We start from the raw sequence: 25,597 nt of genomic DNA, 5'->3' as shown, positions 1-25,597 counted from the left end.
GCCGTTTGGACGTATATCTCGGCGGGACCTAGGGTTAATACTAGGTAAAAACGATTTTCCTTTTATAATAGGGTTAACCCTAGTTCAAAAGGAAAAAACCATGAAATCGCAAATTGGTTCCGTTAACTCCATCTACTCTCTGCCGAGCCAGAATTTCAGCTTCTTGGTCGAGTTGTTCGAGGCCATGCCCATCGTCATTTTCTTCAAGGCAGTGCAAGACGCGTTGAAGGCTGCGCGCTAAGCAACTTGCGTTGTGCGATGCCGGCATTCAAGCGGGCTTCGCGTAACTGTCGGTAGGGACGATTTTTGAAATGAGAGCTGCGCCGTCCTGCAGCAGATAGTCTTTGAATGCTTGCGCCACAGGCGGCAGGCGTTTGGAGCGCCGTTGCACGATGTACCAGTGCAACATCAGTGGGAAGCCTTGCACGTCCAGCACGCGCAGGCTGCCGCTTCTCAGTTCCTGGCTCACTGTGTGGGCGGACAGGAAGCTGATTCCCATCCCCGCGATCACTGCTTGCTTGATTGTTTCTGTGCTGCAGATCTCCATTGCAATGTTGAGGTTGCCCAAGTCACCCTCGAAACCTTGCTCCATGGATCGCCAGGTGTCCGATCCCTTCTCGCGGACCACGAATGGCTCTGCCATCAGGGTCGCTCTCGGGATGTTCTTTTTGCCAACCAGAGGATGGGTTGCGGCGGCGACAATGACATAGGGGTGCGGGGCAAAGGCCTGATGCACGGTATCCATGTCAGTCGGTGGTCGCACCATGATCGCCAGGTCGGTGAGGTTCTCGGTGAGTTGGTTCAGCAAGCCTTCCCGGTTGTGTACCTTGAAATTGAGAACCACACCTTTATGTCGGCTGGCAAACTCGACGAGCAATCTGGGAAAGAAGTAGTCGCCGGCGCTGATCACGCCAATGTTGAGTTTTCCGCCCGTCACGCCTTTGAAGTGCGCCATCGCGCTTTCAGCCGCCTCAAACTGCTGGATGATTCCACGACTGATCTGCAGCAGTTCATGCCCCGCGGGTGTCAGGTAAATCTTCTTTCCAAACTGTTCGAATAGAGGGTTTCCGGCATGCTCCTCCAATTTGGTTACCTGGGTGGATACCGCCGGTTGTGTCAAATGCAGCTCTTCTGCAGCGCGCGAGAAACTCAGGTTGCGTGCAACCGATTCAAATACCTTGAGTTGACGTAGTGTCGCGTGCTTCATCTGTCGCTGCTGCCAGCTACTCGATCGCCTTGGTCATGTCCTCAACGACCTTCTTGGCGTCTCCAAACACCATCATGGTCTTGTCCATGTAGAAGAGTTCGTTGTCCAGACCGGCGTAACCTGCGGCCATGGAGCGCTTGTTCACGATCACCGTCTTGGCCTTGTAGGCCTCCAGAATCGGCATGCCGTAGATCGGGCTGCCCTTGGTGTGCGCCGCCGGGTTCACCACGTCATTGGCGCCCAGGATGATGGCCACATCGGCCTGACCGAACTCGCCGTTGATGTCCTCCATCTCAAACACCTGGTCATAGGGCACCTCCGCCTCGGCCAGCAGCACGTTCATGTGGCCGGGCATGCGTCCTGCCACCGGGTGAATGGCGTACTTCACGGTAATGCCCTTCTCGGTGAGCTTGGCCGCCAGCTCCTTGACCGAGTGCTGTGCCCGCGCCACCGCCAGGCCATAGCCCGGCACGATGACCACTGTCTCGGCATTGCCCAGCACAAAGGCCGCATCATCGGCGGAGCCGCTCTTGACCGGGCGCTGCTCGGCCTTGCCCGCAGCAGGACCACCGGCCTCACCACCAAAGCCACCCAGGATCACGTTGAAGAACGACCGGTTCATGGCCTTGCACATGATGTAGGAGAGGATGGCGCCGCTGGAGCCCACCAGTGAGCCTGCAATGATCAGCATGCTGTTGTTTAGCGAGAAGCCAATGCCCGCCGCCGCCCAGCCCGAATAGCTGTTGAGCATGGACACCACCACCGGCATGTCGGCGCCGCCAATGGGGATGATGATGAGCACGCCCATCACAAAGGACAGCGCCAGCATGGCAAAGAAGTAACCCTCATTGCCGCTGACCATGAAGGCCACGCCCAGACCCAGCGTGAGCAAGCCCAGCACCAGATTGAGCTTGTGCTGACCGCCAAAGGTAACCGGCGCGCCCTGGAACAATCGGAACTTGTAGGTGCCCGAGAGCTTGCCAAACGCAATCACCGAGCCGCTGAAGGTGATGGCACCAATGGCTGCACCCAGGAACAGCTCCAGCCGGTTGCCGGTAGGAATCGGGTCCCCCTTGGCCAGTCCATGCAGCAGGGCCGCGGGCTCCAGCACCGCGGCCACGGCGATGAACACCGCCGCCAGACCGATCATGCTGTGGAAGAAGGCCACCAGCTCGGGCATCTTGGTCATCTCCACCGTCTTGGCGCGGTAGGCACCATAGCCGCCGCCCACCACCAGGCCCAGCAGCACCCAGGCCAGGCCCAGGCCGTTGCCGTGCGAGGTTTCGTAAATCAGGGCCGCCGTGGTGAAGGCAGCAATGGTCATGCCGATCATGCCGAACACATTGCCCCGGATGGAGGTGGTGGGGTGCGAGAGGCCTTTCAGAGCCTGGATGAAGCAGACTGAGGCAATCAGGTACAGCAGCGTGACAACATTCATGCTCATTTTTGGCCCCCTTCAGCTGCGGGAGTTGCCTTCTTCTCTTTCTTCTTGAACATCTCCAGCATGCGCCGGGTCACCAGAAAGCCACCGAAGATGTTGACCGCAGCCAGTGCCACGGCCAGCACGCCCATGGCCTTGCCCCAGGGGGTTTCGGTCTGGGCGGCCGCGAGCATGGCGCCCACCACCACGATGGCCGAGATGGCATTGGTCACCGCCATGAGCGGCGTGTGCAGGGCGGGCGTGACGGTCCACACCACGTGGTAGCCCACGTAGATGGCCAGTACAAAGATGATCAGGTTGGTGATCGTGGGGGATACGAGGTCCATGGGGGTTGTCCTTTGGTTGCTCTTCTTTATTTGCGCTTGACCTCAAAGCCCTGGGTCATCAGGCAGGCTGCCACGATGTCGTCTTCCAGGTCCACGTGCAAGGCGCCTTCCTTGTTGACGATCAGCTTGAGGAAGTCCAGCACGTTGCGGGCATACAAGGAGGAAGCATCGGCTGCCACCAACGCGGGCAGGTTGGTCTCGCCCACAATGGTCACGCCGTGCTTGACCACCGTCTTGTCGGCTTCAGACAGCGGGCAGTTGCCGCCCACGCCACCCGGGCCTTTGCCCGCTGCGATATCCACGATCACGGAGCCTGGCTTCATGGACTTGACCATGTCTTCCGTAATCAGCGTGGGGGCTGCGCGTCCGGGGATCAGGGCGGTGGAGATCACCACATCGGCCAGCGCCACGCGCTTGGCCACCTCGACCTTCTGGCGGTCCAGCCAGCTCTGCGGCATGGGCTTGGCATACCCCCCCACACCAACCGCGGCTTCCTTCTCTTCGTCGGTGTCATACGACACGTCGATGAACTTGCCGCCCAAGGATTCCACCTGCTCCTTCACGCTGGGGCGCACGTCCGAGGCTTCGATCACCGCACCCAGGCGCTTGGCCGTGGCGATGGCCTGCAGACCGGCCACGCCCACACCCAGGATCACCACACGGGCTGCCTTGACGGTACCGGCCGCAGTCATGAGCATGGGGAAGAAGCGCTGGTACTTGTCCGCCGCAATGATCACCGCCTTGTAGCCGGCGATATTGGCCTGGCTGGAGAGCACGTCCATGCTTTGCGCGCGGGTGGTGCGCGGTGCGGCTTCCAGCGCAAAGGAGGTCAGGCCGGCTGTGGCCAGCTGCTGCAGACCGGAAGCATCAAAGGGGTTGAGCATGCCCACCAGCGTGGTGCCCGCGCGCAGCAGGGGCAGCTCCGACACTTGTGGGCTGCGCACCTTGAGCACCAGATCGCAACCAAAGGCGCCCGCTGCATCGGTGATTTCGGCACCGGCTGCCACATAGGCCTCGTCGGTCACGCTGGCAGCGACACCGGCTCCGCTTTGTACCCACAGGCTATGGCCCTGGGCTTTGAGTTTCTTCACCGTCTCGGGCGTGACAGCCACCCGGCTCTCGCCTGCCAGCGTCTCCTTTGGAATACCAATCAACATACTTCAACCTATTTACTTGTAATGAGATCAGGGACCAGCTACCGATGCACGGTATCAACCAGGGATGCGTGCGACATGCAGCAAGTTGGTCGTGCCGGAGCGACCGAAAGGAATACCTGCGATGACAACAATGTTGGAACCCGCCTGGGCAAAACCTTGTTGCACAGCGGTATGCGTTGCCCGTTCAATCATTTCTCCCACGTCGTGAACGTCTTCCACCTGTACCGGGTGAACCCCCCAGACCATGGACATACGGCGTGCCGTTTCAACGGACGGTGTCAGGCAAAGAATGGGGGATTGCGATCGTTCACGCGCAGCGCGCAGACTCGTGAAGCCTGAAGAGGTATAGGTCACGGTGACGGCAGAGGAGAGTGTCGACGCCACTTGTCGAAGCGACGCACAAATGGCATCGGAGGTGGCGCCAGGCGTTGGCGCATGCCCCTGTCCGATTCCGTCGCGGTACGGAGAACTCCCCTCCACTCTGGAGATGATGCGACGCATCATCTCCACCGATTCCAACGGGTACTTTCCGGATGCGGACTCAGCCGAGAGCATGACGGCATCGACACCGTCGTATACCGCAGTAGCCACGTCGCTGACTTCGGCGCGGGTCGGCACAGGCGCGTTCACCATGGATTCCAGCATCTGGGTGGCCACCACAACCGGTTTGCCGGCCTTGCGACAAGCACGCACAATGAGTCGCTGCAACTCGGGCACCTGCTCCGGAGGGAGTTCGACTCCCAGATCGCCACGCGCCACCATGATGCCGTCGCACAAATCGACAATGGCTTCCAGATGTTCGACGGCTGAAGGCTTCTCCAGCTTGGCCATGATCCAGGCGCGTGATCCGATGATGGCGCGTGCTTCTTCTATGTCCTGGGGGCGCTGCACAAAGGACAAGGCCACCCAGTCCACTCCCAGTGCCAAGCCAAACTCAAGATCTTCCCTGTCCTTGGGAGTCAGTGGTGAGATAGGCAATATGACACTGGGAACGTTGAGACCCTTACGGTCCGAAATCTGCCCGCCCACCATGACCGTCGTTTCAGCAAAGTCCGACCCGCAGCGGTCCACGCGCAGACGAAGCCTTCCGTCGTCCAGCAGCAATTCAGAACCTGGCTGCAAGGCGGCAAATATCTCGGGATGCGGCAGGTAGGCGCGTTGTGCGTGCCCGGGCTCGCTGCACATATCCAGGCGAAAGGTTTGGCCGCTGACCAGCGTTGCTTTGCCATCTTGAAAGGTACCAAGACGCAGCTTGGGGCCTTGCAGATCCAGAAGTACACCGATGGGGCGGGCATATTCCTTCTCCAGGTTGCGCAAGATCAGTAGCCGCCGTGCGTGATCTGCCTGCGTTCCGTGGCTGAAGTTGAGGCGAAATACATTCACCCCGAGTTCAAACAGGGCGCGTATGGTTGCCTCGTCCGACGTGGCCGGACCCAGTGTGGCAACAATTTTTGCCAGTCGGGAATTGTGCATAGGATGTTTCCAGTTTGTTTCGGCGGCTTATGCGAGCTTTTGCAGTCGGACCTGCCCCTGTTGGGTATCCAACATGCGCGCGAGCAGCTTTACCAAGGAGAACACCGTGTCAATATGGGGCGTTGGCGTATCGGTCAGGCGGGCCAACTCAACAACAGAGCCGACCAAAGCATCGATTTCAGGTGCGCGCCCGGCTTCCACGTCCTGCAGCATGGAAGTCTTGTGCCGACCGACCTTCTCGGCCCCGGCGATGCGCTTTTCGAGTGAAACCCGAAACTCAATCCCCAGCTTCTGGGCAACCGCTTGCGCCTCCAGCATCATGGAGGCAGCCAGATCACGCGTCAGCGGAAACTGGCAAATGTCTTCCAGCGTGGAGTGGGATAGACAACTGATGGGGTTGAAGGTCAGATTGCCCCACAACTTCAGCCAGATCTCCGCACGTATATTGTCAAGAACCGGGGACTTGAATCCTGCGCGGGCAAAGCATTCCGACAGGCGCGTGACACGCGATGTAGTGGTGCCATCCAACTCACCGATGGGGAATCGATCCCCTTCGATATGTTTCACAATGCCGGGGGCAACAAGTTCGGAAGCAGGATACACCACGCACCCAATAATCTGCTGGCCCGGAATCGCACTGGCGATCTTGCCGGTGGGGTCAACGCTGCGTATGGGCGTGCCCGCGAATGTACCGCCGTGGTTGTCGAAATACCAGAAGGGTATGCCGTTTTGCATTGGCACGATCAAGGTCTGGGGTCCAATAAGTTTCGCGATATCGTCAACCACCGCTTCGACCTGGTGCGCCTTCATCGCCAATATGACGACGTCCTGTATGCCTGCTTCAGCATAGTCGTTGGTGGCGCGCACAGATGTGGCAACCTGCTTCTGGCCATCCGCCGAAATCAACGTAAATCCATTCTCACGAATGGCAGCAAGATTGGCGCCACGTACGAGGAAAGTCACATCCTCACCAGCCAGTGCGAGTTTGGCTCCTACCAGGCCCCCAATAGAACCTGCACCTATCACCGCGATCTTCATTCTTGTCTCCTCATATTAAAATTTGTAACGGGCGCTAGCTAGCCATACACATTGGAAAGCGTGCCTATGCCATCGATCTCTACCTCAACGTGGCTTCCCGGCTTCATCGATCCGACACCTACGGAGGTTCCACAAAGAATGACGTCCCCGGGAAACAGCGTCAAATCCTGGGATATGAGGCTCACCAGTTTTTGAACCGGGAATCGCATGTCACTGACCGGGTAATGCTGTCGTGTCTCACCGTTCAGTCGGGTGCAGACACTCAATGTCGAAGGGTCGAGGCCGGTTGCCACAACGGGCCCCATCGGGCAAAACGTATCAAAACCCTTGGCCCGATCCCACTGGGTAAACGATGCGTCCCGGTTCAATATGTCTGCAACGGTCACGTCGTTGGCACAGGTATACCCAAACACATGCGACAGTGCTTCTTCTTCGGGAACCGCTGTACACGTCTTGCCTATCACAATGCCAAGCTCCCCTTCGAAAACTACTTTGCCATCGCATCGAGGACGGCGAATGCTTTCCCCTGTGGCCAGAAATGAATTGGGCGCCTTGAGAAGGTAGAGGGGCTCGGCAGGTTCCGCCAGATTCAGCTTGGCGCCCAGGGCCTTGAAGTTGTTCCACAGCGCAATGACTTTGCTGGGTTGGGTAGGGGTCAGCACGCGCAATTGGGACAGCGGCAGAACAACGCCCGTCTTCTCCTTGCGGGAAAACATATCACCGTGATACTCATGGACCGAGTCATCGATCAAGGTTCCAAAACCCGTCTTGCCGGCATATTCAAAGCGAAGCCATTTGTTCTGCATGTCGTACTTTCAATGATTGGAGTTGTTGTGGCGAAAAATGACCCGATGATTTGCGCGTGTGGTTACTGATGCATTCACCTCAGAAACCAATCTGATGTGTGGATACATGTCGCCGTTGATAATTTCTGGAGAATTGCTTGGATGGACTGGATGCACGTGTGCAATATTCGGCCATCTTGGATTGGATGAGATCCGTCAAGAAGGTTGCGTCATACACCCGCAGCAGGTGAGGATGCTGTGCGTTCAAATAGTGCTGTATTTGTTCTGCAGGGCTATCGAACTGGCATGTGAGATCGGCATATATTTTTTCGTCCCAGTACCAGTTAAGTCCTATCTCATAGAAGGCGGCGTTGTAGGCGTCGCGATCAATTCCGCTATATGTTGGCTGAGTGATTTCATCTTTGAACATTTACAACTCCATAAAAGTGATTGGGAATGCTGTCAATGTAGATTGAGCAACCCATAAATAAAAGTTAAAGATATTTATCAAGACCATTTGCTATGCGTTATGACTACGACGGTTCAACTGTGAATGCGCAAGCGCGCAGCAAGCCCCCTCCATTGAAGGCCAAAGGTATTCAAAATATTTCCGCCCGAGGCGGCAAAAGATCAAAACTGCCTATCCGGTGCCATGCACGCACCGGATAGCGGCATACCTATTAATTCCGTTTGGGACGGAATCGATAGGCTCGGAAAGCGTCGGAGTTACCTGTATTCATGGAGACCATCAGATGGCTCCTTCCTGACGCAGATTTTCGATTTCGCTGGTATTGAATCCAAGCTGTACCAGCACTTCATCCGTGTGCTCTCCCAGAAGCGGAGAGCGTGTAACCTCGGTGGGACTATCCGACAGTTTGATGGGATTGCCCACACTCAGATACTTACCACGCGTGGGATGATCCACTTCGACCAAGGTGCCAGATTCGTACAGTGACCTGTCAGCCGCTATTTCCTTCATCGAAAGAATGGGACCGCAGGGGATGTCATATCGGTTGAGAATGTCCATGGCCTCGAACTTCGTCTTGGTCTGTGTCCATTGCTCAATGCGTGCAAAGATGGGCTTGAGATGCAGCAACCGTGCCTGCGGTGTGGCATAGGCCTCATCGGTGATCCAATCCTCTTCGCCAATGACCTTGCAAACTGCTGGCCACACTGCTGCTTGCGTAATGAAATAGATATACGCATTGGGGTCGGTTTCCCAGCCCTTGCACTTGAGAATGGCCCCTGGCTGTCCTCCGCCGGAGGCGTTGCCGGCGCGTGGCACAACGTCGCCAAATTTGCCATCGGGATATTGGGGATATTCGTGCATCGTATGGGTGCGTTCCAGACGTTGCTGATCCCGCAGTTTGACGCGGCACAGGTTGAGCACCGCATCTTGCATGGGAGCCAGCACCTGCTGTCCGCGACCGCTGTGCGTGCGTTGGTAGAGTGCCGCCACGATGCCCAGTGCCAGATGCAGACCGGTTCCACTGTCACCAATCTGTGCACCTGTTACCAGAGGAGGGCCGTCGTCAAACCCAGTGGTCGATGCAGCACCGCCAGCACACTGGGCAACGTTTTCATAGACTTTGCAATCGGCATAGGGGCCTGGGCCAAATCCCTTGACTGACGCAACAATCAGGCGCGGATTGAGTTCCTGGATGCGTTCCCAGGTCAGGCCCATGCGCTCCAATACGCCAGGAGCGAAGTTCTCGACCATCACATCACAGGTTTTGATCAGGCGATCCAGAACGGCCATACCCCCCTTTTTCTTGGTGTTGATGGTGACCGAGCGCTTGTTGTGGTTGAGCATCGTGAAGTAGAGGCTGTCCACTCCAGGAATGTCACGCAGTTGTCCGCGTGTTGCGTCCCCTTCGCCGGGGCGCTCTACCTTGATAACGTCTGCGCCGAACCAGGCCAGCAACTGCGTGCAGGTAGGCCCTGATTGGACATGTGTGAAGTCGAGGACTTTTACCCCGTCTAGCGCCTTCTTGCTCATCATTTGTCTTCCTGGCTCTATTTATTACTTAGTTTCGCCTCAAGTTCCGCTACACGTTTGCGCAACGCCTGGTCTTCGTTGAATCGGTTGGTTTCCTCACGGATTACCGAAGCTATGGCATTGACTTTGCCATCCGGCGCATACAGCAGCGCTACCGTGAAGGCAATGGACATCTTTTTACCTTGCTTGTCGACGGCAGGAACCCGCAGCACATCGGAACCATATTTGGTGACACCGCTGGCCATCGTCTGGTGATAGCCCTCCCAATGGCGCCCACGCAGCCGTTCCGGGATGATGATGTCCATGGAACGGCCCATTGCCTCAGCCGCGGTGTAGCCAAACATGCGCTCGCAGGCTGCATTCCAATAGGTAATTGCACCAGTCGCATCACACACCATGACTGCATCGCCCAGTGCGGCTACCAGCGCTGCGGGATCTATGTCTTGCATGAACTTCTCCAATGATGTCATGAGGACTGGGTCGTCGTCTGGCTACGAATACAACCCAGTCAATTTGGCTATTGTGCTCAGACAGCCTTGGCTGTGCGCAAGGACTTGATCTGTTCGCTGCTATAGCCCAGTTCGGCAAGTACCTCGTCGGTATGTTCGCCCAACAGGGGAGAGGCAGTGACCGTGGGTTTCAGGTCGGAGAACTTGATGGGGCTGCCGACCGTGAAGTAGCTGCCGCGTACCTTGTGTGGCACTTCCACAATGGAGCCGCTGGCACGCAGTGACTTGTCATGCAGGAGTTCTTTCATGGACAGCACGGGTGCGCAGGGGATGTCAAACTTGCGGAAGATGTCGACTGCTTCGTACTTGGTCTTGTCTTTGATGAAGTCTTCAATGGTGGCGAAGATGTCCATGATGTGCGGCTGACGTCCGCGTGGCGTGTTGTACGCAGGATCTTCCTTCCATTCCGGTTTGCCCAGTGCATCGCAGATGGGGCCCCAGGCATGTCCCTGAATGGTGAAGTAGATGTAGGCATTGGGATCGGTTTCCCAGCCCTTGCACTTCAGAATCCAGCCCGGCTGGCCGCCACCGCCCGCGTTTGCACCGCGTGGTACCACACCGTCCTTGAACGCTTCCATTTCGTGCGGATACTGTGGGTACTCTTCCAGGTAACCCACGTTGTCCAAGCGGAGTTGGTCGCGCATTTTCACGCGGCACAGGTTCAGCACGGCATCCTGCATGGAGACGGCAACTTTCTGACCCTTGCCAGTCTTCTGCTTGCCAATATATGCAGTGAGAATACCGATTGCCAAGTGCATGCCGGTGTTGCTGTCGCCCAGCGCAGCAGAGCTGATCGTGGGGCCGGAATTCTCGCCTTTCCAGTAGCCGGTTGTGGATGCTGCGCCACCTGCGCACTGGGCCACGTTCTCGTAAACCTTCAGGTCCTCGTAGTGGTGTCCGTCGCTGAAGCCTTTGACCGACGCCAGAATCATGCCGGGGTTCAGACTTTGGATGCGTTCCCATGTAAAGCCCATGCGATCCAAGGCACCAGGACCGAAGTTTTCCACCATCACGTCAGATTCCTTGATCATCTTCTCCAGGATGGCCTTGCCCTCTGGCGTTTTGGTGTCGAGTGTCAACGAGCGCTTGTTGCTGTTGAGCATGGTGAAGTACAACGCATCGGCTTCGGGAATGTCGCGCAGTTGGCTCCGCGTGACGTCACCGGATCCTGGACGCTCCACCTTGATCACGTCAGCTCCGAACCAGGCCAGCATCTGGGTGCATGCAGGACCTGCTTGCACGTGCGTGAAATCGATGATCTTGATACCGCTGAGTGGTTTGTTTGACATTTTGCTATCTCCTGTAAATGGCTCTTGTTGACTAACTTACGAACTTATTTCTTCTGTGCGGCAGTCTGCGGATTCAAGCTGGTAATCCGTCCGCTTTCTGTACCCGCAGTCTCATCGATCACCGCATTGATCAAGGTGGGTTTGCCCGACGCAATGGCCTCTTTCAGTGCCTTGCTCAGCTCTGCTGGTGTGGTTGCATTGACGCCCACGCCACCGAAGGCTTCCATCATCACGTCGTAGCGCGCACCTTTGACGAACACCGTGGGAGCAACATCGGCTCCACCCGACGGGTTGACATCGGTGCCGCGATAAACGCCGTTGTTATTGAAGACAATCACGCACACAGGCAGCTTGTAGCGGCAGATGGTCTCCACTTCCATACCGCTGAAGCCGAAGGCGCTGTCCCCTTCGATGGCGATGACAGGCTTGCCGGTAACCACAGCGGCTGCGACGGCATAGCCCATGCCGATGCCCATGATGCCCCAAGTACCTACATCCAGTCGCTTGCGAGGTTGGTACATGTCCACGATGCTGCGGGTGAAGTCCAGCGTATTGGCACCCTCGTTGACGAGCACAGCCTCGGGATTGGCCTTGACGATCTCCCGGATTGCCGCCAGGGCACTATGGAAGTTCATGACAGGCGGATTCTTGGACAAGGTCTCCGCCATCTTGACCACGTTCTTGTCGCGGCGCTCGTACACTGCAGACGTCCAGTCGGCAGGTGCTTTGGCCCAGTTGGCGCCCATGCCATCCACCAGTGCGGACACGCAGGAGCCGATGTCTCCCACCAAGGGTGCAGCGATGGCAACGTTGCTGTCCATTTCGGTCGGCGCAATGTCGATCTGGATGAACTTGCGGTCCTTCGCCTTGTCACCTCCCCAGGTCTTGCCCTTTCCATGCGACAGCAGCCAATTCAGACGAGCGCCAACCAGCAGCACGACGTCTGCTTCTGCCAGCACATACGAGCGTGCAGCAGATGCCGATTGCGCATGGTTGTCGGGCAACAACCCTTTGGCCATGGACATGGGCAGATAGGGAATGCCTGACTTCTCCACCAGCGCGCGAATGCTCGCATCTGCCTGGGCATAGGCTGCGCCCTTGCCCAACAGGATCAGGGGACGTTTGGCATCCTTCAACAACGTCAAAGCGCGTTGCACCGAGTCGGGTGCAGGAATCTGGCGCGGCGCGGCGTCCACAACCTTGATCAACGAACGTTTGCCCGCCTGCGCCTCCATGGTCTGCGAAAACAATTTGGCAGGCATATCAAGATAGACACCACCGGGACGCCCGGACACAGCCGATCGGATGGCACGCGCGATGCCGACGCCAATGTCTTCAGCGTGCAACACGCGATAGGCCGCCTTGCACAGGGGTTTGGCAATGGCGAGTTGATCCATTTCCTCGTAGTCACCCTGCTGCAAATCCACGATTTCACGCTCGCTGGACCCGCTGATAAGAATCATGGGGAAACAATTGGTCGTAGCGTTGGCCAAAGCAGTCAAGCCGTTCAGGAAGCCGGGGGCTGACACCGTCAGACAAATGCCGGGCTTTTGCGTCAAAAAGCCGGCAATGGCTGCTGCGTTGCCCGCATTTTGTTCGTGACGGAAAGAAATGACGCGAATCCCCTCAGCCTGCGCCATACGGGTCAGGTCTGTGATGGGAATGCCGGGGAGCCCGTAGATGGTATCTATCCCGTTGAGTTTGAGGGCATCTATGACGAGGTGAAATCCGTCTGTCATTTCTTGCGTGGCCGATTCGTTTGGCATGATGGGTTGTCTCTTTCTTCTTGACTTCGGGGGCAAACGCGTTGGATGATCTTGAAGGTCCAAGGTGGTGACGACTTGGCCCCTCTTCTTTCCGGTCGCTTTTGCCTACTTTCCACACAGTGCTACAACGTATACTTCTGTGCTTGGATCAAGTATCAATTGGGCGTTATCGACCAACGAATGACGGCGGTCAAGATTCTGAAAAAAAAAGGAAACGGGTCTAGATATGACTCCCTTGGTTGATCATCCGGAGCACAACGTAATCCGCTTGCAGATAAAGAAACACAAGTCGCTGCAGGGCTTGAGTGCGGAGGACTTTGCGGCGCTGGAGCCCCATCTGGAAATTATTGATGCCCGCAAGGGCGACTTCTTGCGCAATCAGGGCGTCCGCGACATGGCGCAGTATTTTGTTCTCGAAGGCATTCTCAAACGTGTCGTGTCCAATCCTGCTGGCAAGGAAATGATTCTGCGGTTTTCGGGTGAGGCAGACATGGAAACCAGCTACGCTGCGTGGCGAACGGGCACACCCACTCCGTATGCCATCGTCAGCGTTACCAAGTCGCGAGTGGCCTGTCTGCCGCTGGTGGATTGGGTCGCCTTCCTCGAAAAGCGTCCACAGCTGTTGCAGCAGTTCGAATTCAACGTCATGCAGGTGATGACCGAGATCATGGCGCACATCATTACCCTGCATCTGCTGGATGCGCCGGGGCGTTTTCAACGGTTCATGCGCAAGCACCCTGAAATGCTTGAACATCTCCCCCAGAAGGAACTGGCTTCCTACCTCAATCTGGCACCTGAGACCCTGAGTCGACTCAAGCACAGCGGCAAGATCTGATTGCTTGCCGCCTCTGTGTTTCCAGCCTCGGGGGGCGTCAGCGGTTAGGCCGTTTGCCGGACTTTCTGGTCTTGCTGCACGGTCAGCACCACTTTGCCGACATGGGAGGACTCCTGCACCAAGGCATGCGCTTGCCCTGCGGCGGTAAGTGGCAAGTGGCAGTGAATGATGGGGCGGATTTCTCCTGCCTCCACAAGGGGCCAGACGTTTTGCATCACACTCGCCACAACCTCTGCCTTGTTCTGTGGCGACAGGCTGCGCAGAGCTGTGGCGTGCAAGCTGCCGCGCTTTGACAGGAGTGTCCCAAGATTGATTTCCGCCTTGGTGCCACCCTGCAAACCAATCACCACAAGACGCCCCTTGTAGGCCAGACAGTCGACGTTCTTTCCCAGATACTTGGCACCCATGATGTCCAGAATGACATCGGCTCCGTGCCCAGCCGTATGCGCACGCATTTGCTCGACAAAGTCCTGCTCGCGGTAGTTGATCAGCAGTTCGGCTCCCAGCGCGCGACAGCGCTCCAACTTGTCGGCGCTTCCCGCTGTAACCGCAACCCTGGCGCCCAGGCGTCGGGCCATCTGGATTGCCATGGTCCCAATACCGCTCCCCCCGCCGTGTACCAGCAGCCATTCACCGGCTTGAAGACCGGCCACCATGAACAGGTTGTTCCAGACCGTGCAAACCACCTCCGGCAAGGCGGCTGCGTCTTCCAAGGGTAGCGACGCCGGCACCGGCAGCAGTTGCCCGGTCGGAACCGCCACTTTTTGCGCATAACCACCACCTGACAACAGGGCGCACACGGGATCACCCACAGACCATCCGCGTACGGCTTCGCCCACTTCGCTTATGCGACCGCTCACCTCAAGACCAGGCCAGTCTGGTGCGCCCGCGGGTGCGGGATAGAACCCTTGGCGTTGCAGCAGATCTGCGCGATTGACGGCCGTAGCCACCACGTCGATGACAACTTCCCCGGGCGCGGCATGCGGGTCGGGTGCATCGGTGTATTGAAGAACTTCCGGCCCTCCGGGCTGGGAGATACCCATGATTTTCATGATCTGGTCAGTCGGTTGAAAGAGGTTGTTGGATGGAGTGCATGGGGCACCAAGTCCCCGTCGAGGAGGTGCATTTTTAGCGCACTGTAACGAAGTTGCAATCCACCGTCCACACGAATGGCCATTTCGCAGAACGGCTTTCGCAAGCAAATCTGCTCCAACAGGCGACCCTGTGTGAGCCTGTTGTGTTCTATGTCGCCAAGTGACTACTGCGCCCAGCAGTAGCGCACGCTGGCCATGCCCAGGGCAAACAGGTAGGCATACATGAAGCGGTCAATCCCGGCCAGTGTCTGCCCTTTGCGTGTGCGCAGTTTGCCCAGCAGCACGGTGGATAGCGCAGCCAGCAGGGGCACCAGCAGGAGTGTGGCCAGACGGCCGTTGTGGCTGTGCGCCAGCGAGTGCGAAAACACCAGCAGGCTGAGCGCCCCCACGATCAGACCCAGCACGGAATAGCCAATCATCAGACGCCAGCCACTGCGGGGCTGCGCATCGGCATGGCGGCGCGTGAGGTGGATGCCGACCTCGGCCAGTGCTTCAAACAGCACTTGCAGAATCAGCTCGCCAAAGATCTCGAACAGTACTTCAAAAATGAATTCCATGGTCAGGCCCGTGCATGCGTGCCCGCCATGGTAACCACTACCACGGCCTAGGCAGCAACCTCTGCCGCGGCGTTGGGGCGGCCAATGGCCTCGGCCACGATGACGGCCTGCAGCAGGCCTTCTTCACCGCGGGCGTTGGGCATGTATTGCTTGGTGATGCTGAGCTTCACCTGAGGCTTGGGCGCACCCATCTCAACCACGGCATCGTGGGCCAGTTGCTCGGCCAGGGCTTGTGCTTCGGCCAGCGCTTCGTGCGGATTGGTGAACTGCTTGGTGCTGGCGTAGGAATGCAGACGGAACAGGCCGGTGCCGTCGCCCATCACTTCCACCGTCACGCTGTGCGCCACCACGCCAGTGGCTGCGCCCACGGCATTGGCCACTTCGCAGAATTCGGGGAACACCAGCTCGCAACCCAGGCGGCGCTGCACTTCTTCGTAGTACACCTTCACCGGGCCGCCCACGGCCACCACGGGAATGGTGGGTTTGAGGCTGACCGCGGCCAACCCGAGCTTGCCGTCACCCGTGCACACGGCCTGGGTGAGCGCGTTGTCGGCCATGTCCACACCAAAGGCGGTTTGCAGAATGGCCAAGCCAGTCAGGCGCACCGTTTCGGACCACACCTGGGTCGCAAAGGCACGGGTGCGCTCCGGTGTGGGCATCTTCATGTCGCGCAAGCGGGTCGCCAGTTGCGTGGCCATGGTGGCTGCCTCGGCGGACCAGTTGTCCTGCAGGCCCAGCACGTGCGACACGTCCGAGGGGGTGAGGCTGCTGACCTGGATCAGGCCCTTGCGCTGCAGGCTGCTGATGGCGCGCTGGGCGCTCAAGGACGTAGCCAGCTTGCGCAGGGGCTTGGGCTCGTGCGTGATGGTTTGCAGCATCTCGGCCTCGCGTGCGCTCAGGCCATTGGCAGCCTTGTCGCTATCGGCGGCAAAGGGCAGCAGCACGAATTTGCCGTGCATGGAACCGCCGCCTTCCACATCGTCCAGATCGGCGCGCAGCATGGACAGCACCGCGGGATAGCGTGCTGCAATCAGCGACACCGGCGCCACACGCTGCGGACCGACTGTGATCTTGCCATTGGCCAACGCCGTGATCTCGCTGTCACCGCCTAGGCCGATGGTGCGCACATCAATGGCGCGCACCATGGTGCGCCAGCCGCCGACTTCAGCACCTTCTTCTTTCACCTTGGGGCGGCCGTCGATGAGCAGGCCCAGATCGGTGGTGGTACCACCCATGTCGGAGAGGATGAAGCTGTCCAGGCCGCTGAGCCACTGCGCGCCCACCAGGCTGGCCGCGGGGCCGGAGAGCACCGTCTCGATCGGGCGTGTGGCCACGGATTCCGCCAGCGCCAGCGAGCCGTCGCCCTTGACGATCATCAGCGGGCAGGCAATGTCCAGCTGGGCCATGGCGCGTTGCACCGCGTCGATCAGACCCGAGATGCGCGGGATCAGCCGGGCGTTGAGCACAGCCGTGAGTGCGCGCCGCGGCGCGTCCAACGCGGAAGAGAGTTCGGTGGACAGCGTGACCGGTTTGCCGGTGCGGGCCACGATGAGGTCGCGCGCTTCGTGCTCGTGGGCCGCGTTGCGCACCGCGAAGGTGGATGCCACCGAGAACGCGTCGACCTTGGCGTTCATGCCAGCCAGTGCGGCTTCCAGCGCTGCGGTATCCAGCGGGCAGATCGCGTCACCGGCGTGGTTGTGGCCACCGGCCACCACGGCCATGGGAATGTCGGGGAAGGCCTTGGCAATGCCGGTGCGCTCCACCATGGCGGCATCGAAGCCGATGAGCACCACGCCGGTGGCGCTGCCATGGCCTTCGACCACGGCATTGGTTGCCAGCGTGGTGGACACCGACACCATGGCGATGCTCTGCGGCGGCACTTCGTGCGGCAGTTTGGCCAGCGCTTGGGTAATGGCCTCGGCCACGCCCACGGCCAGATCACCCTTGGTGGTGATGGCCTTGGCCGTGGCAATGATGCGGTGGCCGCGCGCCTCGATGACCGCGGCATCGGTATAGGTGCCGCCGGTGTCTACACCGATCAGGTAGCTGACAGAAGCAGGTGCCGCGGGCTTGTCCGTCCCCGCCATCACGACTCGGTCTTGCCTGCGCTACCGGCGCGGCGGCCACGTCCGCGGTTCAGCGTGGCGCCTGCAGCAGCGCCGCCAGCGCGGCTTTGTTCGCCACCCCACTGGGCGCGCGCACCGGTAGAAACTTCACCCAACGCGGCCACCACTTCTTCCAGCTCGGGGGCCGGGCCTTTGGTGTGGGCGTCCAGTGCGTCCTTCATCGCCTTGAGGTGCTTCGGTGATGTGCCGCAGCAGCCGCCAATGATGCGTGCGCCGGAGTCCAGCGCCATGCGGGCATACACGGCCATCAGCTCGGGTGTGCCGTTGTAGACGATCTTGCCTTCCACGTACTGGGGAATGCCGCAGTTGCCCTTGGCCACCAGCACGGCTTCCGGGCCCATGGCGGTAGACAGGTTGTGGATGCAGGCCACCATCTCAGAAGCGCCCACGCCGCAGTTGCTGCCGCAGGCAGCCAGGTGCGGTGTCAGCGTCTTTTGCAGGTCGGCGAAATCGCTGGGCGAAATACCCATCATGGAGCGGCCATTGGTGTCAAAGCTCAGTGTGCACACCACGGGCAGACCCACGCTGCCCGCACCCGCCACAGCGGCTTCCACTTCCTCGCGCGAGGACATGGTCTCTATCCACATCACGTCGGCGCCACCGGCAGCCAGTGCGCGGGCCTGCTCGGCAAAGGCTTCTTCAGCTTGTGCCTTGGTCAGCGGGCCAATGGGCTCCATGATTTCGCCAGTGGGGCCGATGCTTCCGGCCACCACCACGGGGCGGCCCGCCTTGTCAGCCACGGCGCGTGCAATGCGTGCGGCAGCCGTGTTCAGCTCGGCAACGCGGTCCTCGGCCTTGTGCAATTTCAGACGGTAACGCGTGCCGCCAAAGCTGTTGGTGAGGATGATGTCGGCACCGGCATCCACAAAGCTCTGGTGCAGCTTGGTGATGCGGTCCGGATGTTCGGTGTTCCACAGCTCGGGCGCATCACCGGACATCAGTCCCATGTCAAACAGGTTGCTGCCGGTAGCACCATCGGCCAGCAGCCAGGGACGGGTTGCAAGTAGTTCGGTGAAGCGGTTGGGGGCGGTGGATGTCATGGGGCAGTCGGGCCCTTTGCAGGGCGTGCGAAGTGGAGTCGTTGGATCCCCGATTTTGCCTGAGAGTCAAAGCCCATGACTGTGGCCCAGTAAAGGGGACGTCCGCATGCAGAACGGCGGCGCACAAGCTGGTGTAGGTCGACAGCACCGGGGCAGATGGTTACGCGAATGTCCCCCGGCCTTCGGCCTCCTCCTTTATTTCGCTTCACCATCCGCCCCGATACTGTCGACTGCGAGCAGTGTTGGTGTGTAGTGACTGAACTGCCCATGAATATCAAGAAGGCGACCAGATTCCAACCCGTGGTCCCCTATGGCTTCAGCGTTGCTGCGTCTGCCAGTTCGGGTGCACCCAGGCCGGCGCCTTGGAGGGTGGCAGGGCGGTTCCCTTGATGGCGTCGGCAATCTTCTCGGCCATCATGATGGTGGGGACGTTGAGGTTGCCGCTGACGATGAGGGGCATGATGGACGCGTCCACCACGCGCAGGTTCTGCACGCCGTGCACCCGGCCCTGGCTGTCCACCACCGCCATGTCGTCGGTGCCCATGCGGCAGGAGCAGCTGGGGTGGTAGGCGGTTTCGGCCTGGTTGCGGATGTGCTCGTCGATTTCGGCGTCGCTCTGTACTTGCGATGTGGGCGACAGCTCCTCTGCGCGGAAACGGTCAAAGGCCTTTTGTGCGAACACCTCGCGGGTGAGGCGGATGGCGGCACGGAATTCCTTGCGGTCCTGCTCGTTGCTCATGTAGTTGAACACAATGGTGGGCGCATCCAGATGGCTGGCCGTGCGGATGCGCACATGGCCGCGGCTGGTGGAGCGCATGGGGCCTACGTGGGCCTGGAAGCCATGGCCTTCCACCGGCGAGTTGCCGTCATAGCGCACCGCCATGGGCAGGAAGTGGTACTGCAGGTCCGGGTGCTTCACACCGGCGTCGCTGCGGATGAAGCCGCCGGACTCGAAGTGGTTGGTCGCGCCCAGCCCTTTTTGCGTGAGCAGCCACTGCGCGCCAATCATGCCCATGGCCAGCGGCTTGCTGGCCGAGTACAGCGTGATGGGTTCCTTGCAGGCGTACTGCACATAGGTTTCCAGGTGGTCCTGCAGGTTCTCGCCCACACCCTTGCGGTCGGCCACCACCATGATGCCCAGGGGCTTGAGCAGATCGGCGTTGCCGATGCCGGAGAGCTGCAGCAGCTGCGGTGAGTTGATGGCGCCGCTGCTGACGATGACTTCGCGCCGTGCCCGCACCTCGATGCGCTGGCCGCCGCAGTCCAGCGCCACGCCGACAGCGCGCGGGTTGTCCTTGCCTTCGAACAGGATCTTGCTGGCCAGCGTATTGGGCAGCAGCTTGACGTTGCCGCGCTTGAGAGCCGGGCGCAGGTAGGCCATGGCTGTGCTCCAGCGTCGGCCTTTGTAGGTCGTCATGTCCATGGGGCCGAAGCCCTCTTGCTGGTAGCCGTTCATGTCGGCGGTGTAGGCGTAGCCGGCTTGCTGCCCGGCTTCGATGAAGGCGTTGTACAGCGGGTTCTTGCACTCGCCGGTGTGCACGCGCAGCGGGCCTTCGCTGCCGCGGTACTCATCGCCACCCTTCTCGCGCGTTTCAGATTTGCGGAAGTAGGGCAGGCAGTGGGCGTAGCTCCAGTCGGGCAGGTTGAACTTCTCGGCCCAGCCGTTGTAGTCCTCGGCATTGCCACGGATGTAGACCATGCCGTTGATGCTGCTTGAGCCGCCAATCGTCTTGCCGCGCGGGCAGTGCACGCGTCGGCCATTCATTCCGGGGTCGGCTTCGGCTTCGTACATCCAGGTGTAGCGGGGGTTGGCCATGGGGTAGGCAAAGCCGCTGGGCATGTGGATGAAGAGGTTGTGGTCCATCGGGCCGGCCTCGACCACCAGGATGCGGGTGTTCAGGTCTTCGCCCAGGCGGTAGGCCAGGGTGCTGCCGGCCGAACCGGCGCCGATGATGATGTAGTCGAATTCTTTTTCCATGGCTTTATTTTGGCGAAAGTTGGTGTTGGGTCGAATTGCCTGTGAGGTCAAAGTCCTCTATGCGGCCTGGTGTACGCCGTGGGCGCTGGGGTGAATGCTTCCGCGGCTGTCCCCCGCCCTTCGGGCTCCTCCTTTATGCCGCTGCACCATCCACCCCAGCGCCCACGGCAGCCTGCCTGGTTGGTACGCCAAAGCCGGAGAAAGACCGGACTCCAAATTCTTCGCGCACCAACAGTGCTTGCAGACACAGGACGGCATGGCACTCTGCGCCGGTAGGTAAAGGAGGAGGCCGAAGGCCGGGGGACACGGACGGCGCAGAGTGCCATGCCGTCCTGTGTCCGAAGTGACCTATGACCTGGAGTGCAATGAATTACCACGTTGGCCCAAAAAAGGAAGGGGGTTTCAGCGATAACCGGTAGCCACTTCACCCATCTCCACATACACCGTCTTGAGCTGCGTGTAGTGGTCCAGCGCGGCCATGCTGTTCTCGGAGCCGATGCCGGATTCGCCCACGCCGCCAAACGGCATCTCGATGGGTGTGATGTTGTAGTTGTTGATCCAGCAGATGCCCGCCTTGAGCTGGCCCGCCACGCGGTGGGCCTTCTGGATGTTGGTGGTGAACACGCCGGCAGCCAGGCCGAAGCGCGACAGGTTGGCGCGGGCCACAGCTTCTTCTTCGGTATCGAAGGTCAGCATGGACAGCACCGGGCCAAAGATCTCTTCGCGCACGATGCGCATCTCGTCCTTGCAGTCGGCAAAGATGGTGGGCGCCACGAAATTGGAGCCCAGGCCGGGCACGGCCACACGCTCGCCGCCGCAGACCAGAGTCGCGCCTTCGGCCTTGCCGCTGGCGATGTAGTCCATCACCTTGGCGGTGTGGGCTTCGGAGATCAGTGCACCCACTTCAGTTACCGGGTCCATGGGGTCGCCCACGCGTAGCAGCAGTGTGCGCTCTTTCAGGCGGGCCAGGAACTTATCGGCAATGCCGCGCTGCACGAAGACGCGGGTGCAGTTGGTGCAGACCTCGCCCTGGGTGTAGAAATTGCCCATCATGGCCGCGGCCACTGCCTGCTCCAGGTCGGCGTCGTCAAAGATCACCAGGGGCGATTTGCCACCGAGCTCCATGGTCACGCGCTTGAGGGTTCCGGCGGCGGTCTGCATTACCTTCTTGCCGGTGGGAACCGAGCCGGTGACGGATACCTTGGCCACGCCTTCGTGTGCGGCCAGCATGGCACCGGTGGCGCCGCGGCCCTGCAGCACGTTGAACACGCCCGGCGGTACACCGGCTTCGAGGTAGACCTCGGCCAGCTTCACGGCGGTGGCCGGGGTCAGCTCGGAAGGTTTGAAGATCATGGCGTTGCCGGCGGCCAGCGCGGGGGCCGATTTCCAGCAGGCAATCTGGATGGGATAGTTCCAGGCGCCAATGCCCACGCACACGCCCAGGGGCTCCTTGCGGGTGTAGGCAAAGGCGTTCTTCAGCGGGTACTGCTGGCCGGTGAGGGTGGCCGCTGCGCCGGCGAAGTACTCGATGCAGTCAGCGCCGCTCATCACGTCCACCACCAGCGCTTCTTGCAGTGGCTTGCCGCAGTCTTGCACTTCGAGTGCAGCAAGCTCCTCGTTGCGGCTGCGCAGGATGTCGGCGGCGCGGCGCAGAATGCGCCCGCGCTCGGTGCCAGTCATGGCTGACCACACGGCAAAGCCGGCTTGCGCAGCGGCAACAGCTGCGTCCACGTCGGCTTGCGTTGCGTCATGCACCGCAGCATAGGCCTTGCCGGTGGCGGGGTTGATGGAATCAAAACGCTCGCCACCGCCTTGCAGGTGTTTGCCGTTCACGAAACTGGAAATGCTTGCTTCACTCATATCAATCCTTGCGGGCTTGCAAAGCCCCAATAAAAAAACTCCGACCCGGCCAGGCCGCGTCGGAGTGTGCACCGTAAAAAAGCGGGGTGCTTACTTCAGCGCGGCCTTGACTGCTGCCAAACCGTCCTTGCCATCCAAGGTCGTCACGCCAGCCAGCCATTTGTCCACGGTGCCGGGGTTCTTCTTGAGGTAGTCCTTGGCAGCGACATTGGGCTTGACCTTCTTCAGGATGGGACCCATGACCTGGTTCTCGATGTCGGTGGTGAACTGCAGGTTCTTCAGGAAGGTGTAGACGTTGGGGCACTTCTTCTCATACGAGGGAGGAATGGCGGTATAAACCTTGGCTTCGCCCAGGTTGGGTCCGAAGATGTCGTCGCCACCGGAGAGGTAGCTCATCTTCATCTGCACGTTCATGGGGTGGGGTTCCCAGCCCAGGAAGACGATGGCCTTGTTGTCCTTGATGGCGCGCTGGGCTTCGATCAGCATGCCGGCTTCTGAGGATTCGACCATCTTGAAGTTCTTCAGGCCGAACTTGTTGTCCTTGATCATGCCGGCGATCAGGGCGTTGCCGTCGTTGCCGGGTTCGATGCCATAGATCTTGCCGCCCAGGTCCTTCTCGAACTTGGCGATGTCGGCAAAGGTCTTCAAGCCCTTGTCAAACAGGTAGGTAGGTACGGCCAGGGTGTACTTGGCACCCACCAGGTTGGGCGTGTCCAGCACCTTGATGTCACCGGCCTTCACGAAGGGCTCGATCTGCGGAGTCATGGAAGGATTCCAGTAGCCCAGGAACACGTCGATCTGCTTCTTCTTCATCCCGGCGAATGCAATTGGAATGGAGGCGATGGTGACGGTGGGCTTGTAACCCAGGCCTTCGAGCACCACGGACGCCATGCCGGTGGTGGCTGCGATGTCACTCCAGCCGACGTCGGCGAAATGCACGGTCTTGCAGCTCGCGTCATCGGCGAGTGCGGATTGGGCAGCCAGGGCTGCAATGGCGGTGACGATTCCTGCTACTTTCATCTTCATGGGGACACTCCTGTAAAAAAAGGACTTACGCTGTTGCCGGTTTTCGCCAAGCCCTAGGAGGGCTTGGGGTCGCGCCGCGAGGGTCTGCGCCCTCGTTGGTTGGGTTCGGTGCTGGACATGGTTCGCTCAGGCAGTTGCACTGCCTTGCGCAATTCTTCAAACGGCGCGTTCAGGTGCGGAATGGCCATGGCCTCCACAAAGAATTCCTGGAAGCGTGGCTCCACCGCCGTTTCGATTTTTTCTACCCGGCGCACCAGCGCCTCGATGTCCTTGCGTGAGCGCTGGTCCAGCAGCGCGATGCGTGCCCCGGTACCGGCGGCATTGCCCGCCGAGGAGACGTGGTCCAGGCGGCAGTCGGGAATCATGCCCAGCACCATGGCGTATTTCACGTCGATGTGGCTGCCAAAGGCACCGGCCAGACGGATGCGGTCCACCGTGCTGATGTTGAGCCGCTCCATCAGCAGGCGCACGCCAGCATACAGCGCAGCCTTGCCCAGCTGGATGGCGCGCACATCGTTTTGCATGATCTTGAGGGCGCGGGCCTCGGCCGTGGCCTTGTACAGCTCGTAGGAGAAGGTGCGGCCATCTTCCTGAATACGCGGATTGCGCGCGGCCAGGGCGCCGTCGATGGTGCCGTCGTGGCGGATGATGCCGGCCAGGTACATCTCGGCCAGCGCCTCGATGATGCCGGAGCCGCACACGCCGGTGACACCGGTGCCTGCTACCGCTTCGGCAAAACCGGGCTCGTCGGACCACAGGTCGGAACCGATCACCTTGAAGCGCGGCTCCAGCGTCTGCGGATCGATGCGCACACGCTCGATGGCGCCAGGTGCCGCGCGCTGGCCGCAGCTGATCTGCGCGCCCTCAAAGGCCGGGCCGGTGGGGCTGGAGCAGGCCAGCAGGCGCTGGTTGTTTCCCAGCACGATTTCGGCATTGGTGCCCACGTCCACCAGCAGGGTGATCTTGTCGGTGAGGTCTGGGCGTTCGGCCAGCAGCACACCGGCAGTGTCCGCACCCACGTGTCCTGCAATGCAGGGCAGCACATAGATGCGGGCGTTGCGGTGGATGGCAAAGTCAATCTCCACCGCCCACAGGGTGATGGCGCGGTCGGTTGCCAACGCAAACGGTGCGCCACCCAGTTCGGTGGGGTCAATGCCCAGCAGCAGGTGGTGCATGATGGGGTTGCCGACAAAGGTGGCTTCCAGGATGTCCTGCGGCGTGATGCCGGCCTGGGCCGCCACTTCGGTGGCCAAGGTGTTGAGTGCCTCGCGCACGGCAGCCGTCATTTCCTTGTCGCCGCCCGGATTCATCATCACGTAGGACACGCGGCTCATCAGATCCTCGCCGAAGCGGATCTGCGGATTCATCAGCCCCGCCGAGGCCACCACTTCACCCGATGCCAGGTTGCACAGGTGGGCGGCTATGGTGGTGGAGCCAATGTCCACGGCCAGGCCGTAGACGTGTTCCTTGAAGCCGGGCCAGACCGCCACGATCTGATGGCCCGCATGCACCGCCACCGTAACCTTCCACTCACCGGCGCGCAGGGCCTTCTGCAATTGCTGGACCACGATGACGTCACAGGCCAGATCGGTCAGACGCCATTCGAATTCCAGCGCGTCTTCCAGGCGGCGCAGGTCGCCACTGGGGTCGTGCATGTCAGGCTGCTGCACTTCCACATAGTGCAGACGGATCAGCGGGTCCAGCTCCACATCGTGTGCTTCGGCTTCCTTGCGCACCACCTGCTTGTGCACCTGGCTGCTGGAGGGGACGTCGATCACCACATCACCCAGGATCTGGGCCGAGCACGACAGACGGCGGCCTTCGGCCAGCGGTTGGGTGACGCAGTATTCCTGCTCCACCTTGCCCACGGGCGAGAGGTTTTCCACCTTGGAGGTGAGGCCGTGCTTGGGGAACTCGCCCTCGGATACCAGCACCTGGCAGCGGCCGCAGATGCCGCGGCCTCCGCAGACGGAGTCAATGTCCACGCCCAAAGAGCGCGCTGCCTGCAGCACCGGTGTGCCCAGGGGGAAACGACCACGGCGCCCCGAAGGGGTGAAAACGACCAAGGGGTCTTTATTGCTCAATCACAGG

22 protein-coding genes are annotated in these 25,597 nt (G+C 60.1%); 2 read left to right on the top strand and 20 right to left on the bottom strand.

Annotated elements, in window-relative coordinates; genetic code table 11:
- The first annotated feature begins 100 nt into the window (after window positions 1–100).
- On the top strand, window positions 101–241 hold the full coding sequence (locus AAGF34_RS05680; RefSeq protein ID WP_342619647.1) for a hypothetical protein: 141 nt from the start codon (window positions 101–103) through the stop codon (window positions 239–241).
- A gap of 27 nt (window positions 242–268) precedes the next feature.
- Here AAGF34_RS05680 and AAGF34_RS05675 read toward each other — a convergent pair whose 3' ends face one another.
- The 12 genes from AAGF34_RS05675 to oxc all read right to left on the bottom strand — a co-directional run bounded on the left by AAGF34_RS05675 (window position 269) and on the right by oxc (window position 12,990).
- Window positions 269–1,207 carry a LysR family transcriptional regulator gene (locus AAGF34_RS05675; protein ID WP_342619646.1) on the bottom strand — a complete coding sequence of 313 codons (939 nt, stop codon included), beginning with the start codon at window positions 1,205–1,207 and terminating at the stop codon, window positions 269–271.
- A 16-nt stretch (window positions 1,208–1,223) separates the two neighbouring features.
- On the bottom strand, window positions 1,224–2,651 hold the full coding sequence (locus AAGF34_RS05670; protein WP_342619645.1) for an NAD(P)(+) transhydrogenase (Re/Si-specific) subunit beta: 1,428 nt from the start codon (window positions 2,649–2,651) through the stop codon (window positions 1,224–1,226).
- Window positions 2,648–2,974: an NAD(P) transhydrogenase subunit alpha gene (locus AAGF34_RS05665; RefSeq protein WP_342619644.1), complete on the bottom strand. Its 327-nt coding sequence runs from the start codon at window positions 2,972–2,974 to the stop codon at window positions 2,648–2,650. The genes AAGF34_RS05670 and AAGF34_RS05665 overlap by 4 nt, the downstream gene beginning before the upstream one ends.
- Before the next feature lie 26 nt (window positions 2,975–3,000).
- Entirely contained in the window at window positions 3,001–4,131 is a 1,131-nt protein-coding gene (locus AAGF34_RS05660) for a Re/Si-specific NAD(P)(+) transhydrogenase subunit alpha (protein WP_342619643.1), read from the bottom strand.
- 54 nt (window positions 4,132–4,185) lie between these two features.
- Entirely contained in the window at window positions 4,186–5,604 is a 1,419-nt protein-coding gene (gene pyk, locus AAGF34_RS05655; protein ID WP_342619642.1) for a pyruvate kinase, read from the bottom strand.
- A 27-nt stretch (window positions 5,605–5,631) separates the two neighbouring features.
- Window positions 5,632–6,642 carry a 2-dehydropantoate 2-reductase gene (locus AAGF34_RS05650; protein WP_342619641.1) on the bottom strand — a complete coding sequence of 337 codons (1,011 nt, stop codon included), beginning with the start codon at window positions 6,640–6,642 and terminating at the stop codon, window positions 5,632–5,634.
- 38 nt (window positions 6,643–6,680) lie between these two features.
- Entirely contained in the window at window positions 6,681–7,448 is a 768-nt protein-coding gene (locus AAGF34_RS05645) for a fumarylacetoacetate hydrolase family protein (protein WP_342619640.1), read from the bottom strand.
- A 79-nt stretch (window positions 7,449–7,527) separates the two neighbouring features.
- A complete protein-coding gene (locus AAGF34_RS05640) occupies window positions 7,528–7,857 on the bottom strand; it encodes a hypothetical protein (protein WP_342619639.1) in 330 nt (109 codons plus the stop codon).
- 318 nt (window positions 7,858–8,175) lie between these two features.
- Complete coding sequence (frc, locus tag AAGF34_RS05635) at window positions 8,176–9,426, bottom strand: formyl-CoA transferase (protein WP_342621038.1); 1,251 nt, start codon at window positions 9,424–9,426, stop codon at window positions 8,176–8,178.
- A gap of 17 nt (window positions 9,427–9,443) precedes the next feature.
- Window positions 9,444–9,875, bottom strand: a complete 432-nt coding sequence (locus AAGF34_RS05630) for a PAS domain-containing protein (protein WP_342619638.1) — start codon at window positions 9,873–9,875, stop codon at window positions 9,444–9,446.
- A 77-nt stretch (window positions 9,876–9,952) separates the two neighbouring features.
- Window positions 9,953–11,224, bottom strand: a complete 1,272-nt coding sequence (gene frc / locus AAGF34_RS05625; RefSeq protein WP_342619637.1) for a formyl-CoA transferase — start codon at window positions 11,222–11,224, stop codon at window positions 9,953–9,955.
- A gap of 44 nt (window positions 11,225–11,268) precedes the next feature.
- Complete coding sequence (gene oxc / locus AAGF34_RS05620; protein WP_342619636.1) at window positions 11,269–12,990, bottom strand: oxalyl-CoA decarboxylase; 1,722 nt, start codon at window positions 12,988–12,990, stop codon at window positions 11,269–11,271.
- Window positions 12,991–13,216: 226 nt separating this feature from the next.
- Here oxc and AAGF34_RS05615 point away from each other — a divergent pair, with 226 nt between their 5' ends.
- The gene (locus AAGF34_RS05615) at window positions 13,217–13,825 is read left to right on the top strand and encodes a Crp/Fnr family transcriptional regulator (protein ID WP_342619635.1); all 609 of its coding nucleotides are present in this window, start codon (window positions 13,217–13,219) and stop codon (window positions 13,823–13,825) included.
- Between the two features lie 44 nt (window positions 13,826–13,869).
- On the opposite strand, the gene AAGF34_RS05610 is transcribed toward AAGF34_RS05615, so the two are convergent.
- The 8 genes from AAGF34_RS05610 to AAGF34_RS05575 all read right to left on the bottom strand — a co-directional run bounded on the left by AAGF34_RS05610 (window position 13,870) and on the right by AAGF34_RS05575 (window position 25,590).
- A complete protein-coding gene (locus AAGF34_RS05610; RefSeq protein WP_342619634.1) occupies window positions 13,870–14,877 on the bottom strand; it encodes an NAD(P)H-quinone oxidoreductase in 1,008 nt (335 codons plus the stop codon).
- A 206-nt stretch (window positions 14,878–15,083) separates the two neighbouring features.
- On the bottom strand, window positions 15,084–15,476 hold the full coding sequence (locus AAGF34_RS05605) for a hypothetical protein (RefSeq protein WP_342619633.1): 393 nt from the start codon (window positions 15,474–15,476) through the stop codon (window positions 15,084–15,086).
- Between the two features lie 47 nt (window positions 15,477–15,523).
- Window positions 15,524–17,563, bottom strand: a complete 2,040-nt coding sequence (locus AAGF34_RS05600) for a hydantoinase/oxoprolinase family protein (RefSeq protein WP_342619632.1) — start codon at window positions 17,561–17,563, stop codon at window positions 15,524–15,526.
- Complete coding sequence (gene bmt / locus AAGF34_RS05595; RefSeq protein ID WP_342619631.1) at window positions 17,563–18,642, bottom strand: betaine--homocysteine S-methyltransferase; 1,080 nt, start codon at window positions 18,640–18,642, stop codon at window positions 17,563–17,565. The genes AAGF34_RS05600 and bmt overlap by 1 nt, the downstream gene beginning before the upstream one ends.
- A 316-nt stretch (window positions 18,643–18,958) precedes the next feature.
- The gene (gene betA, locus AAGF34_RS05590) at window positions 18,959–20,620 is read right to left on the bottom strand and encodes a choline dehydrogenase (RefSeq protein ID WP_342619630.1); all 1,662 of its coding nucleotides are present in this window, start codon (window positions 20,618–20,620) and stop codon (window positions 18,959–18,961) included.
- A 402-nt stretch (window positions 20,621–21,022) separates the two neighbouring features.
- On the bottom strand, window positions 21,023–22,480 hold the full coding sequence (gene betB, locus AAGF34_RS05585) for a betaine-aldehyde dehydrogenase (protein WP_342619629.1): 1,458 nt from the start codon (window positions 22,478–22,480) through the stop codon (window positions 21,023–21,025).
- A gap of 90 nt (window positions 22,481–22,570) precedes the next feature.
- Complete coding sequence (locus tag AAGF34_RS05580; RefSeq protein ID WP_342619628.1) at window positions 22,571–23,506, bottom strand: choline ABC transporter substrate-binding protein; 936 nt, start codon at window positions 23,504–23,506, stop codon at window positions 22,571–22,573.
- A 53-nt stretch (window positions 23,507–23,559) separates the two neighbouring features.
- Window positions 23,560–25,590, bottom strand: coding sequence for an ASKHA domain-containing protein (locus tag AAGF34_RS05575; RefSeq protein ID WP_342619627.1), 2,031 nt, complete (start codon window positions 25,588–25,590; stop codon window positions 23,560–23,562).
- Window positions 25,591–25,597: the final 7 nt, after the last annotated feature.

Origin of the sequence: Rhodoferax sp. GW822-FHT02A01, from assembly GCF_038784515.1 — a bacterium.
GTDB lineage: Bacteria > Pseudomonadota > Gammaproteobacteria > Burkholderiales > Burkholderiaceae_C > Allorhodoferax.
The sequence above is the reverse complement of the archived record's forward strand: the minus strand, read 5'-3'. Positions and strand labels throughout refer to the sequence as shown.